Here is a 15,243-nt window from a genome sequence, read left to right on the forward strand (position 1 = left end):
AGACCTCTGTTCTTTATAGGATACATTCTTTATTCTGTACGTCTTTTAATTACAGTGCACGAATGACAAATTCAAATGTTAGTTCGCCGTCCGAAGGGATCAGGTATTCCGGATGAACCGGAGCACCCCAGCTATCATCACCGCCAACACCCATTTGTTTACCTGCTACAGTCACGACCGTATAGTGCACAGGGGGCAATTCGTACGCATGTTGTGCGTTCTCCAGCTCAAATGCTGTATATGGTGAGACATTCAGCTCGACTGGAGTTCCGGATGCTTCAATTTTGAAGCCACGTCCCGCGTTGTCTGTCAATTTGGCCCAACGTACGCCCGTACGGTTGCCTGATTCCTGTGGTACCAGATATGGAGCCATGGTATCAGCTACCTTGCTGCCGTGGATACCGAGACGTGCGCCAAATGCGCGGTCTGCATAATTTTCTTCGGGTCCCATCGCCAGCCATTCCACGTTTTCGAAGTCAGGTGATGTTCTGAAGGACAATGCATGGATTGGCAGGTTTGGCAATCCGGCTGTACCTTTGTACGTATTATGCACACGTACGCTTCCATCTGCATGAACGGTATATACCACTTTCACTTGTACATCCTCCGAAATGTTGAGCTTGTACGTGAACTCGATCCGGTATTGATCCGGTTTCTGTTCCGCTTTCCACTCTACAGAACGTGGCATCAGGCTCGCTGCATACCAGGCACCCAGTTCGAAGCCCATCGCCATACCTTTGTCATTATCCGTCATTGCACGCCAGAAGAGCGGTGCAGGTGGTACAGCAATCGTCTCACGACCGGACAATTTCAGGGAAACCAGGGTCCCAAACTGTTTGGAGAACAGCGCATGTGTCTTGCCAGCACGAACACCAATGTTAACGTCACCTTCAACCACCTGTACATCACTTACAAGGTTCAAGTCGACTTCAACTGCATCATTTACCTGATCCTTTGTGAAAATAAACTGTCCAAATGCCACTTCTTCACCTTTGTCAGCCCACAGTGTAGCTTCTTTTAACACAAATGCAGTGTTCACAGCGTACTCGCCGCCCGCTAGAGCTTCTGCACCCAGCGGAAGTTTCACTACCGTCTCGCTTTGTGCATCCACGTTCACTTCCAATGTTCCACGCAGCACTTCATGTCCCTCGCGCTCCAGGCTGTATACCAGTTCCAGCGCAGATGTATCTGCGAACAGATTACCGTTCACGATTTTAACACCTTCACGATCCGGGAACAGCTTGATGTTCTGGTAAAGGAATTTGACCTCCTGCATTTTCGCAGTTACTTTACGGTCAGCATGGACGATACCGTTGCCACAGAACGAATAGTCTGATGGACGATCACCAAAATCTCCGCCATAAGCGAGGAACTCTTTGCCGTAACGATCTTTTTTATAAATGGATTGGTCGATGTAATCCCAGATGAATCCACCTTGATACATCGGATATTTGTCTTCCAACTCCGTATATTTGTGCATACCGCCAATAGAGTTACCCATGGCATGCATGTACTCACAGCTAATATAAGGTTTCGTCGGGTTTGCATTCAGGAATTCCTCAATGTCCGCCGGTTTGGCATACATGCGAGTCTCCATATCACTTGTTTCATCGAAACGGCGATCATGGAATACACCTTCGTAATGTACTAGACGTGTTGGATCAGCCGATTTGAAGTATTGGGATACTTTGTAGATGACTTCACCACCGTGTGATTCATTACCACAAGACCAGATCAGAATGGACGGATGGTTTTTGTCACGCTCCACCATGGATACAGCGCGGTCCATAACGATATCATGCCATTCCGGTTTGTCACCTGGAATAACCCATGAAGGCTCAACGGCACCAAGTTTCTGCCAAGATCCGTGTGTCTCCAGGTTCATCTCGTCAATAACATACAATCCATATTCATCACACAGCTCATACCAGAGACTTTGGTTTGGATAGTGTGACGTACGTACAGCATTCATATTATTCTGTTTGATCGTACGAACATCCCACAGCATATCTTCCTTCGTAACTGCACGTCCACGACGCGGGTTGAACTCATGGCGATTCACACCTTTGAATACGATACGTTTACCGTTGATGTGCATCACTTTATCAATCATTTCAAATGTACGGAAACCAACGGCTTGAGGAACAACCTCAACCAGTGCACCCGCAGCATCATATACACGAATATAGAGACGATACAAGTATGGAATCTCTGCGCTCCACAGGTTCACTGTACCGATATCTTCACGAAGACTTACTTGTCCATCGTTAACTTTGGATTCAAACGTTTTAACGGTATTGCCTTCACGATCACGAAGTTCAGCCTCTACACGTGCTCCTGCAACCGCTTTTCCTTCCAGCTTCAGATCCACTTGCAACGTACCGTTGGTATAGGACTTGTCCAGATCTGTGCGAACATGAACATCACGTACGTGCGCAGCCGGGACCGTATACAGATACACATCTCTGAAAATACCCGAGAAACGCCAGAAATCCTGGTCTTCCAGCCAGCTGCCTGTGCTGCGTTGATACACCTCAACTGCGAGCTTGTTCTCTCCATCCTGTAGGAATGGCGTCAGGTCAAAATCAGATGGCGTAAAGCTGTCTTCCCCGTATCCTACGAATTGTCCGTTAAGCCATACATAGAATGCAGACTCTACACCTTGGAAAGAAATATATACCGGATTCGACTCCCAACCTGTCGGCAGGTGGAATGTGCGAATGTAACTTCCAACCGGATTTTTATCCTGCGGCAATGCCGGCGGACGAATTTCGTTCAGGCCATCCCAAGGATATTGTGTATTTACATATTGAATCTGTCCGTATCCTTGTAGCTGGATGTGCCCCGGAACTTCAATATCATCCCAGCCTTCACTGGAAAAATCGGATGTATAGAAAAACTCAGAACGGCTGTCTGGACGAATAGCATAGTTAAATTTCCACGTACCATTCAGATCATAACGCATGGACATCGCGCTTGAACCTACCGCCTCTTCCATTGTTTGGTAATAACGGTGGTCGGAATAAGCATGCAGACGGTTCACCTCAAATACACTTACGTCCCCCAACCAGTTGATATCTGCCTTTGTTGCTTTCATCGGCTCTCTCTCCCTTTAAAACGTTATAGTTTGACTTATTCAAGGTTTACTCTGGATTTCCTTTTGCTTTACATAAACAAAAAAGACAGAGGTACGCCATAACAGCGCCCTCTCTTCTTTCCTGCACCCGTCATTTGCACGGATTATGCTGTTTTCATTACTTCACGGAACCTACCATACCTGCAACAAAATGTTTCTGCATGATGAAGAAAACGATTGCTGTAGGCAGTGTTGCAATAACGATTGCTGTCATGATTACTCCGTAATCTGGAGAATAACCAGCACCCAGATTTGAGATCAATAGCGGAATCGTTTGTTGGTCAGGTGTTTGCAATACAATGAGTGGCCACAGATAGTTGTTCCAACTACTCATGAATGTAATGATTGCTGCCGCTGCATATGTTGTTTTCATGGTTGGCATATAGATCTTCAAGAAGATGCCGAGTTCACTCAAACCATCAATACGTCCAGCTTCGAGCAAGTCTTTCGGGAACATTTTGGTGTTCTGACGGAAGAAAAAGATCAGGAACGCTGTTGCGATGGTTGGCAGGATCACTGCTGCCATCGTGTTGATTCCGATAACCGGTGCAACTCCCGAGATTGTTGCGAACATACGATACAATGGTACCATAATCGCTGCAAACGGGATCATCATGGACAACAACAGGATATTAAACACGACATCACGGGACTTCGTGCGATATACCTCGAAGCCATAACCTGCCATGGAACCAATAAACAGTGCCAAGACAGTGGAGATTACAGAGATAATCGCCGAGTTTCCGAGAGCCTGTACCAGATTTGTCGAATCAATCAGTTTGTTGAAGTTATCAATGAAAGCTGAACCCGGCAGCAGTCTACCCTTGGTGACATCGACTGATGCATTTGTTGAACTGACCAGCATCCAGAAGAAAGGGAAAATGGATACAAAGGCGACGATGGATAGGAACACATACGTGAAAATCCGTTTTGCTTTAGCTTTAGCCATTTTTATTATCACCTGCCACTTTAAACTGGATGATGGACAATACAATAATCAAGATTACGATGGAATAAGACACTGTTGCTGCATAACCGAAGTCCGGTGAATATTTGAACGAAAGGTTGTAGATGTATTGTGAAATCGACATGGTCGCATTACCTGGACCACCTTTGGTAATATTCATGATCTCATCGAAGATTTGTAATGTACCAATCGTTGATGTGATCGACGTGAAGAGGATAATCGGTTTAAGCAAAGGTACTGTGATTTTGAAGAATTGTGTAAAAGCATTCGCTCCGTCAATTCTTGCAGCTTCATAGATCGATTGATCGATGTTTTGCAGGGATGACAGATAGAAAATCATGTTATATCCGGTCCAACGCCAAGTAACGGCGATTATGATCGTAATTTTAGCCCAGAACGGGTCTGTGATCCATTGAATTGGATCGCCAATAATGTGCAAGCCCATAAGGAATTGATTCACCATTCCATCTGGTGCAAACAAATATTTGAATACAACAGAGTACGCTACCAATGAAGTTACACAAGGCAAGAAAATCGCTGTACGGAAGAAGCTCCGGAAGCGTAGTGTGCTGTCATTCAGCAATACGGAAATAAACAAACCGAGAATAATCATTACAGGCACTTGAATGATCAAGTAGATAAATGTATTCGATAATGCTGTACGGAACGTTGTATCAACTAACAATCTTTTGTAGTTAGAAAGGCCCGAAAATTCAAGATTGGCTCCTACACCAGACTTGAACGATAAGAGCAGCGCTTGGATCATCGGGTAGAAGTAAAATGCAACAATCCCGACAACAGCCAGCAAAACAAAAGCCCATCCAGTCAAATTATTTTTCTTTTGGAGACTGTCTCCTGTATTCATGGCTTTCACAGTATGGCTCCTCTCTCTCCATGGAACATGGGTAGAACCCACGGAGCCTCTCGCCATATCCGGTTCGACTTGCGCCGGACATGGGAGACGGCTCCGATGTTTCCTAGGGTTCTATAAGTTACCTTGGGTATCTTAGTTTAATTGTGCTTCAGCTTGTTTTTGTGCATCAGCCAGAACGTCATCGATTGATTTACCGTTCAGGAATGCTTGCATTTCTACTACCAGAATATCTTCAATGGCATATGTGTTGATACCATAGTTTACGCTTGGAATTTCTTTCGTCCAATTCGCAAAGTCTGTGAAGATTTTTTGTCCGCCGAAGTACTCGTCTGCTTTGGCATACGCGTCACCATCAACTGCTGGTTTGTACGTACCAATTGCGCCGATGTTGTTCAACAGATCTTGATACAATTGTTTGTCAGAACCAAATGTTTTTGCTACAAAATCAGCTGCTTGATCTGCACCAGGAACGTTGTTCATAACATACCAAGAGCTACCACCCAAGTTGGATGCGTGAACAGAGTTTGGTTGACCAGCCATTTTCGGCATTGGAGCTACAGCCCATTTACCGGATTGGGAAGCTTCTTGACGTACAGATGGTGAGAACCAGTTACCTGTAGGAATTGTTGCTACGCTACCGTTATTGGCGTTGGCAACGAATTGACTCCAGTCAGAGTGCAATTTAACAATGTTGGCATCCATCATTGCTTTGTAAGTAATAAACGCTTCTTTCAGAGCAGCATTATTAGCAATGTCAGGTGTTTTACCATCTTCTGCGGAATACCATTTACCTGCAGTTTGGATCATCATACGAATCAAACCAAGGTCATTCGGGTCAAGAGAAAGAAGCTCTTTACCTGTTTTAGCTTTTACGTCTTTACCAATTTGGATGTAGTCATCCCAAGTGATGTCTTGCAGGTCAGCTGCTTTGTAACCAGCTTGCTCCAGCAGGTCTGTTCTGTAGTACAAACCAGCAACGCCGGAGTCAAATGGTACTCCGTATTGTTTGCCATCAAACGCTGTTGGTCCGAGTTTGTAATCTGCAAAATCGGAAGCCGTGATACTGGAAGACAGATCTTTGAACGCATCAGGATATGCATTCAGGAAGCTTTGTGAACGATAGTCTTCAATCAGAACTACGTTTGGAAGACCGCTGGCAGTTCCGGAGTTAAGACCTGTGTTCAGTTTCTGAATGATATCAGCTTGAGCGTATTCAATGATGTTAATTTTCACATCAGGATTTGCTTTTTGATATGCTTCTTTTGCTGTTTCCATTGCAGCTACGTTAAAAGCTTTGTCCCAAGCCCAGACCGTAATTTCGTTTGTTTTTTCGTCACCACCACTAGCGGAATTACCTCCGCCACCGGATGAACATGCGGACAACAGCAGTACTGTAACGAGCATCAATACCCACATTTTTTTCAAAACATTCAACTCCCCTTCGACCTCTTTGTGTGTAATTTGTTTACGTTTTCTGAAAGCGGTTGCTTTCGATGTATTCATCTTATCATTCCCATATCTCCATTCGTTAGTAATAATTTTGTACGGATTTGTCATCTTATTGCCACAATGAAAACCTTTACAGAAACCGTTTGCATTAAATTTAGTTTTTTGTAATTTCTTTTGATTTTGTAATTTCTTGATCTTGAAATAGTACAAAAATGATTTCACCCGCTTTACCTCTGACACGTGAAAATCCCCCGCCTCTGTAGAAAACAGAAGCGAGGGATCTCGATTTTAGTGTATTCAATCGAATCGGGTTTCAATTCAACTCGTGATTAAAGGCAATGTAACCGTTACTCTCGTCCCTTCACCGACATTGCTCATAATCGTGACACCGTAAGGTGAACCATATAATAACTCAATACGGTCATGTACGTTGCGAATACCGATACCACTGAATAGTTGACGATTGTTCTTTGGATTGGGCAATGTTTCTCCCATGACAAGCCCTTCAATTCCATCACCATTGTCCATAATCTCACAGATGAGTGATTCTCCCGCTCTGGAAACCATGACATGAATCGTACCCGTTTCTTTCTTGATAAATCCATGGAAAAATGCATTCTCGATAAACGGCTGGATCACCAGTTTGGGTACATGATAGTGTGTACAATCCGGAGCAACGTAGAAAGCTGCTTTAATCCGGCCACCATATCTGACGTGATTAATGAAGACATAATTTTTCAAGTTCTCGACTTCTTGCTCCACTGTAACCGTCTGACTCACATCACTGATCGTATTTTGCAGCAATCCAATTAATGCGTTAATGGTCTCCGCAGCCCTGTCTTTGTTGCCTTGTTGCACCAGAACTTTGACAGATGCAAGTGTATTGTACAAGAAGTGAGGATTAATCTGACTCTGTAATGCCGCAAGCTCTGCGTTGCGTTGTTCATGCTGTGTCTGTACTAATTGATCCACATAATCATGCAGTTCATCAAGCATGTAATTGTAAGCATGACCAAGCTGCCTGCTCTCGTAGCTTCCACTCACCGGAATGTAGTTGTCCAGATCACTTTTTGTAATGTTGGACATCTGCTTCACAAGTCTGCGCAGTGACTTGGTAATCTGGCTGGTGATGAGAAACACAAGGATGAGTGCCCCCACAACGATAGCTGCACAGATCAGGGCAACCGTCTTCATGTCGATAAGTTGACCCATCGCCAGGTCCTTATCCACTACATTGACAATATAAAACCGATAGAACGGTAGATACTCGGATAGCACAACGCTATCCTGATCCATCACACGAGCATTAATACTTCTCGGAGAGTTGTTGTTCATATCCCGGGCATACGATAGCAAATCCAGCTGAGTTGTTCCGATCCAGTCTTCACGATTCGATGATACAATCTCACCTTTTTCATTCATAATGACCACATCATTGCCACGACTTGTAAAGCTGCTGTAAAATTGCCGGAATATGTCTTCTCTCATCGTGACATAGAGCGTACCGTATATTCGGCTGCGTGTTCGGTCCGTCAACGCTTTCGTCGCAGAGATCATCTGCTGACTCCCGATCGTTGCCTCGTTTTGGTAATCATCAAAGATAAGACGACTGGGCGTCTCAGCTGCTTCCATCGTAATTGGCTCCTGCTTCAATTCATCCACGGACAACTGAAGATGAGCACGATTCGTGGAATAGCTCCGTCCATTAATCCCGATAATTGTTATCCCTACTTCGTAGGATTCGGTTATGGATTGAATTCGATCCATCGTTTCCCTCATATTATAGAAGGATTTGGCCATCGTGAGGGAATCGGCATCTCCTTCGGACAGGAATCCTCGGATCGATCCACTCTGCGTCACATTATTCGATACGGCAGCAATGGCCTCATTAAAGGATTCAAAATTTGTCTTGATCTGATTAAGCACCTTGGAGTTTGTGATACTGAACGTCTCAGTAAACAGATTGGTTGACATGTGAATGGTCGTCCATAAGATGAGTACAGAAACGAGGACAATACTGACCACCATAACCAAAAACAACTTGGGAAACAATCCGAGACGAGATAATTGGTTCATCCATTTCTTCATGATCTTATCCTTCTGACTTTATGCCCAGAATTTGCGCCGGTATCGGCTTGGTGATAATCCAGTGAATTTTTTGAACACTTTGCAAAAGTAACTATGATCGGAATAGCCTACCATACTGCTAATCTCAGAGATCGTTACATCATCGGATCGGAGCAGTTCCTCGGCTTTTTCTATCCGAATTTTATTTAAGTATTCATTAAATCCTTCTTTTTTGTGAGATGAGAAATAACTGGATAAATACGATGGATTAAAATGAAAATGCTTGGCTACTTCAGCAAGCCCTAGCGGCTGATCAAAGTGCTCATGCATGTAATCCAGCAGCATCTTCATGTTGGGATCACTTCGTTTTCCACCCGCACCAGCGGTGCACTCCTGAACTTCGGTCATGAATTGATCAAGCACAGTCATGACTTCGTCCAGACTCGAAGCCCCGTCCACATTTTTAAAATACGTATATTTGCTCTCTTCCAGCCCGGCGGACTGGACATCCATATCCGCGAGGGTAATGGTCACGTTGAAGATCAAGTTACCGAGAAATGATTTGATCTCAAACACATCCGCAATATAATCCCGTCCAAGTGTTTTTGCATGATCCTGTAAATACTCCCTTGCCGCTTCGACCCGGTTACGCTTCACATGCTGCAAAAACATATTCACATTAAACTGGTAACCTGCGGGATGCATTGGAGGCAGTTCACCATACACCAGGATTGGTCGATCCTTATAATAGAAGCGATATTCAATCAGCTTAATCAGATGTTCCCGGTAAACAACACCCATCTGTTCAAATGAAGTAAAGCTTTCACTAAGCACCCAACCAGGACTGCCTTCTCCTGCTGCATTTTCACTGGCCAACTGTCTGATCCGTTCAAGCATCCATTCATCTCTCGCAGGATCGACATTAAGAAGCATTACAGGTAATGTACCCTCTGCGGGAACCATTGCACATTCTACTTCAGGCAGATCGCTCCTGAGCTTGGATTCAATCTGTTCCTGATCCATCTTCAGTGGATTTCCCCCAGCACCCACGGGTTTATACACAAGCAAGCGAAAGGATTCATACGGAAAGGTATCTCGAATCATCGGCATTTCGCTATCTTCATCCAGTGTAAATCCGGACAGCATCTTCTCCATCAGTTGCCCAAGTCTCCAGCCATCGTGCGACGGCTCGAACTGTAGCTCCGGAATTTTACCCGCTGTGCGTTGAAGGACTTGCAATAATTCATTTGTATCCAGCTTGGGTTTCAGTATATAATCGGCTGCCCCGTGCTGAAGCGTTGAACGTACATACTCGAATTCACTGAAGCTGCTAAGTACAATAACTTCAATCTGCGGATTACTGGCTTTTAGTGTACGGACAAACGTTTCGCCATCCATGACAGGCATGACAATATCGGTGATCACAATATCCGGTTTTAACAGGTTCACCTGCTGTAATCCTTCTTCACCGTTGGAAGCTTCACCCACAATGATAAATCCTTCCGCTTCCCAGTTCATATGGTGCTTTATGCCCTGTCTTACCAGAAACTCATCGTCAACAATCAGCACCTTGCACAACCGGTTCATGATCGCGACCCCCTTGTCTAATCTTTCCTCTATATCTGTACAGGCTATACCAACTATTATATATCGGTTATAAACACTTTCCAGTGTTAGCGGTTACATTAATTTTAAATTGATTGTACATCTTTTTATATCTTAAAATGATCCTTTAAGCAATGGTAACTATCTATAGTTTACACTATATTTCGACAAAATAAGAAGCCCCGACTCGCCATTTGATCATTTGGCGAATCAGGACCCCTATTTCAATCCTATTTCGTTAAATCACTCACTTATGGTTCAATTCCCCATTGGAGACTTCCCGCGATATAACCGGTGACTTTGGACCAGTCCGTATAGGAAGTCTGACTACCTGCAAAAGAATAATCATCTGTTTGCGTATAGTTGGTCCAATTGTTCTTGGAGATGCGCGTATGGATTTCCGTGCTTTGTCCTGCATTCAGAGTTCCAGCGGAAGCTGTGAATCCAATCTCAAGCACGTGGTCAGCACCTGTCCGAACTGGATTGAGTGCACTGAACGTGCCTGTTACATTCGAACTGCCAGCAGTCGCCCAGTCAGCGAAGAAGTTCTGAGGCTGTTCACCGTTTATCGTATAATAGTATCTGATTTTCACATCAGACAGATTCAAAGCTGTAGTACCCGTATTTGTCAGTTTGAATTTGGGACTAATCGAGCTGCCCGTTGCTGAAGTGTTGCTGTTAAACATCTCAATGCGTATGGTTCCAACAGGTGCAGCTGTCGTGTCTTTAATAAGCAGATTCAAGGTCGCATGAGCGCCTGCGCTGAATTGAAAGGTTAGCGCCGCTGCGCCATTTGGCAGTGAAGCCAGGTAGTTTTTACTTAATACGACCTCATTGCCTGTCAACGTGTAATCTGTACCTGAAACCAGCGTTGCATTCCCGTTGCGAATGGAGACAAGTGTATTGCCGTTCAGCGTTAACGTGACTGGAATATTAACCTGATTGCCTGCTTTGCGATCAAATTCGGCTGTAACCGGTGTAATCACAGAGTTGGTCACTGGTGTACCCCCGCCGTCTCCACCGCCATTGTTACCTCCAACACGGTCAGCATATAAAATTCCGCGGCCATTTGTTCCGAGATATACTCTTCCATACAAACGCGGATCACCCGTAATAGTGGTTACACGAGCATACTGATGCTGATCATCATTGATACGAACCCAATTAGCCCCACCGTCATCGGAGCGGAAGAATCCACGTGTTCCATCGATCTGTGCAACCGTGTATAACGCAACAACGTTTTGCCCAGGGGCCGCTTTACCAAATCCGATACTGTCTGCTTCCTCTACATTGGCAAGCTTCGTGAATGTCGCTCCTGAATCCGTGGAATGCCATAATCCGTAAGGACCTTCTTCCTCACTACCACCAGCAAACCAGAGTTCGCCTTCAACGCCTGGAACGGCATCCAGATCGGCATTTCCTTCCATCGGAAGTCCGGTCGCAGGTGAGGCCGTGAAAGTAGCACCACCATTCACACTCACATAGATTTTACCGGCTGCAAATCCATAAAATTTGTTTGGATTGACACGATCCGAAATCACTTTTGCCTGTGCAGGTATCCCCGTGCTTGCCGTCCATGAATTGCCGCCAGTCGAATAATGTACACCTTTATCTGATGTGCTCCATACGAGTCGGTTACCATTCGCAGAGATGGCTACGGTCCCTCCTCCGGTTGTGCCGGCAGGTTCTGCATTGGCCTTATACCACGTAGTACCTCCGTCACTGGACAAACCAATGGATTTTGCATTTGGATCAGCAGCATAATCTGCTTTACCTACGCGAACCATCGTATTTGGACTTAACTCTGCAAAATCCAGACTTTCTGTGGAAGAATAGTTCGGGCTCGTAAATATGGTAGCTGGCGCCTGGTCCAGATTGTTATGACGGAATCCGGAGACATCCCCCACTCCGCTTATCAAATGTGCACCACTTGGCGGGCTGATCAGATCCAGTACGGCAATCTCCTCAACCCCTTTCGCCATCACTGAAATATTGATTTTTTCGTCATCATCCCAGTCTGTCAGGTTCTTCGTCCCATAGATTGTAGCACCCGTTCCATACATCATGCGATCCGAATCAAACGGATCAATCTCCAGATCACCGATCATCCAGCCCAATTTTGGGGTTGTTTCGGGTGGGGCAGGATTGGTGCCAAATGTGAGCCATGGCGCTGCCGAAATATCCTGTGTATAACGCAACTTCCGGTTCGGATATCCTTCAAATTCCCATATGCGTGTCCACGTTGCTCCGCCATCTGTACTGCGGAACAAGGTGGCATCCGGCCACCAGGAATTCAATGTAGCGACCATCAATGTACCGGGATTCTGTGCATCAACAGCCAATCCGCCATATCCAAAATAATTATCCGTGCTGCTGCTTGGAACAGGGCTGATGTTGCTCCAGACACCTGTCGACGTATTCAGTTTCCACACGTCACCTTTTTCCCCATCATAAGGTCCAACACCATCGCTGTACGTAATATAGAGGCTTCCGTCTGAATCAAACACACCATGATGCGGGATATAACCTGTAGGTTGACCAGCAACTGCTGACCAGGTCAGGCCGCCATTTGTGCTGCGATACACGCTTTGAGCTTTATCCGCAACACCTACATAGATTGTCTGGGTTGCTTGCCCTGCCGAACCTGTTGTTTTGTCAAACGTGATCCATGCCAGACCTACGATGTCACTGGTATATTCATTCGAAGGATCTTGCACATAATTTCCCGGATTCGGGAAGCTTGTGACTTCGTTCCAGGTCACACCGTAATCGGTACTTTTCCATAACCCATGACCACTTCGTGCACCGAAATACAGAATACTGTTATCATTTGGGTCCACGGTCAGGCGTTCTCCCATTGAACGTCCCGGCATGTTGCCACCCACTTTGAATGGAAGTGTTGTGGTTTGCCATGTATCTCCCCGGTCCGTAGAGCGCAAGATGGAGCCATTATTTTGGTCCCACGAATTCGTATACGTCCCAACTGCCATATACACCCGATCGGGATCAACCGGGTCCGTAGCCAGTGCATCCACACCATTCTTGTTCCAGTCATCCCAGCCAACAAAATCTGTTAAGGGTATCCACCTCTCGTCAGCCGCATTCCAGCGATAGGCTCCCCCGATATCCGTACGGGCATAGATCAGATCCTTTTCCGACTCGTTGAAAATAATGCCCGGTACAAACCCGCCTCCTGCACCCGTCACCACATTTTTCCACTCATAGGCTTCACTTGGTGCCGCCAGTGTCGTTCCAGCAAGTCCTCCCAGCGAAGCGGTTACTACGGCAACCGTCAGGCTCATCATTCGCAATTTACCCATAAACGTTCTCATATCAACTTATCCTCCTCTTCTACTTCGTTACTGCATTTCGGTCTATCCCCGCTGTCTCATCGTGCTGATGATGGCGTGCCAGACGAATCAATGCATCCCTTGATACAAGAAGCCTCACCCCCTTTCAGTCATATTGTTAAGCGCTTACATAATTGTTCTTGATTCGCGGTTATCTGGATAATACTTTCAATAAATAACATTCGCTGGCAATCTCCAAACCCCTCTGTCGAAATTCCGATTTTTGTAAAATATTTTCAGTGTTTAAAATCGTTTATACAACAAAAAAAGCCGCTAAAATAGCGACTTCAATGGGATATAGATTAACACAAGACTTCAACAGTAAATCCACCAGGGGCTTCAACATAAAAAGTATAACCGTGTGCATGCTTAGGTGCGTCTAATTCAAAGCCATTGTCTTTCAAAAGACTATATATTCTGTCAACCTCTTGTTCGGTCGGTTGGGGAAATCCGATATGAAAAGTCACTGGATAGAGTACGTTTTTACCCTTCATTAGAGTGAGAATAAAGCCTTCATCATCAAACATAACTGCAAATGCTTTTCCTCTCGTACCTTCACATTTCATACCAAAATAAGTCTCTAAAAACTCGCGAGCAGCTGGAACATCAGTAACTGTTAGGTTCAGATGATTTAATTTCATAATTACACCCTTTCCTACATATTTAATGCGTCCTCCGTAGAGCTTTGTCTTCAATCCAAATAATACCACAAAATGGAAGTATTCGGTCCGTTACTTCAATGAAAAGTCGTTTTATTTTTGTTCTATATAGACGATAATCTAAATCAACAAAAAAAGATGCTGTTAGAACAGCACCTTTTGACATTTTATATAAGAGTAAAAAATGAAATCGTTTCTTACCTGGCAAACCAGGCAGAGGTTCACTAAGGTTCACTGCATGACTGGCACCTGTTTTATTTCTGGCTACCATAAGCGTGAGTCTCCTGCCCTTTAACCCCCGGTCTGATGACAAAAAGTGAGCCCGCATCCGGTGTCTCTTTCAGACGTTCTTCCTTAATCCCTATACGTGCTGTTGTAATGTATAACTCTTCGAGATCCGGTCCCCCAAAACAGCAGGATGTTACCTGATCTGCCGGCACCTCGATCTGTTGCAACAGTTCTGATGTATCAGGATTCCAGCGAGTGACTCTTCCTCCGCCCCAGTGCGCAACCCACAGCATGCCCTCACCATCAACCGTCATCCCATCCGGAAAACCAAATTCCTCCGGTATGTGAATGATACTTGTCCGATTCTGAATCGTACCTGCCGTCAGATCAAAATCAAACCGGTCAATAGAACGTGTCGGGGTATCAATGTAATACATGTTTTGCCGATCTGGACTCCAGCCCAAGCCGTTGGATGTAGATACACCTTGTACCATTGTGCGAACGGGGTGTCCTTGCTCCAAACAATACAGTGATCCGGCTTTGCTCTCATTATTCATGCTCATCGTACCTGCCCAGAAGCGGCCCTTCGCATCACATTTTCCATCATTAAAACGATTGGTATCCTTATCTTGTTCGGGGTTCTCAATGGCATGCAGCTCACCCGTATGCAAGTGATACGTATGGAATCCACTGCGTAAAGCAACCAAAACTTCGTCACCACGATAGGGAACAACAGCCCCGACATGTTCACCGACATCATAAGGCTGATCCTGCCCTGTAGCCGGATCATACACATGCACCTTAAAACTTTCAATATCTACCCACAATAATCGATTGTTCTCCGCATCCCAGCTTGGACCTTCCCCCAATAATGCCGGGGTTTGTACTGCTACAGTTACGTCGCTCAT

Annotated in this window: 10 protein-coding genes; all 10 read right to left on the bottom strand. The window is 45.2% G+C overall.

Annotated features, from left to right (window positions below; genetic code table 11):
- Nucleotides 1–49: 49 nt before the first annotated feature.
- Nucleotides 50–3,097, bottom strand: a complete 3,048-nt coding sequence (locus tag MHI14_RS20145; RefSeq protein ID WP_341131091.1) for a glycoside hydrolase family 2 TIM barrel-domain containing protein — start codon at nt 3,095–3,097, stop codon at nt 50–52.
- Between the two features lie 157 nt (nt 3,098–3,254).
- A complete protein-coding gene (locus tag MHI14_RS20150; protein WP_062833750.1) occupies nt 3,255–4,085 on the bottom strand; it encodes a carbohydrate ABC transporter permease in 831 nt (276 codons plus the stop codon).
- Entirely contained in the window at nt 4,078–4,968 is an 891-nt protein-coding gene (locus MHI14_RS20155) for a carbohydrate ABC transporter permease (protein WP_036610887.1), read from the bottom strand. Before MHI14_RS20155 ends, MHI14_RS20150 begins: the two co-directional genes overlap by 8 nt.
- 141 nt (nt 4,969–5,109) lie before the next feature.
- Nucleotides 5,110–6,393, bottom strand: coding sequence for an extracellular solute-binding protein (locus MHI14_RS20160; protein WP_240768107.1), 1,284 nt, complete (start codon nt 6,391–6,393; stop codon nt 5,110–5,112).
- Nucleotides 6,394–6,744: 351 nt separating this feature from the next.
- The gene (locus MHI14_RS20165; RefSeq protein WP_091031974.1) at nt 6,745–8,514 is read right to left on the bottom strand and encodes a cache domain-containing sensor histidine kinase; all 1,770 of its coding nucleotides are present in this window, start codon (nt 8,512–8,514) and stop codon (nt 6,745–6,747) included.
- Nucleotides 8,515–8,532: 18 nt separating this feature from the next.
- A complete protein-coding gene (locus tag MHI14_RS20170; protein ID WP_133384301.1) occupies nt 8,533–10,080 on the bottom strand; it encodes a response regulator transcription factor in 1,548 nt (515 codons plus the stop codon).
- A gap of 269 nt (nt 10,081–10,349) precedes the next feature.
- A complete protein-coding gene (locus tag MHI14_RS20175) occupies nt 10,350–13,430 on the bottom strand; it encodes a X2-like carbohydrate binding domain-containing protein (protein WP_433583489.1) in 3,081 nt (1,026 codons plus the stop codon).
- A gap of 320 nt (nt 13,431–13,750) precedes the next feature.
- Entirely contained in the window at nt 13,751–14,089 is a 339-nt protein-coding gene (locus MHI14_RS20180; RefSeq protein WP_341131092.1) for a VOC family protein, read from the bottom strand.
- 22 nt (nt 14,090–14,111) lie between these two features.
- Nucleotides 14,112–14,378, bottom strand: a complete 267-nt coding sequence (locus MHI14_RS20185) for a hypothetical protein (RefSeq protein ID WP_341131093.1) — start codon at nt 14,376–14,378, stop codon at nt 14,112–14,114.
- A complete protein-coding gene (locus MHI14_RS20190; protein ID WP_341131094.1) occupies nt 14,362–15,243 on the bottom strand; it encodes an SMP-30/gluconolactonase/LRE family protein in 882 nt (293 codons plus the stop codon). The genes MHI14_RS20185 and MHI14_RS20190 overlap by 17 nt, the downstream gene beginning before the upstream one ends.

This window comes from Paenibacillus sp. FSL K6-2393 (assembly GCF_038002545.1).
Taxonomy (GTDB): domain Bacteria; phylum Bacillota; class Bacilli; order Paenibacillales; family Paenibacillaceae; genus Paenibacillus.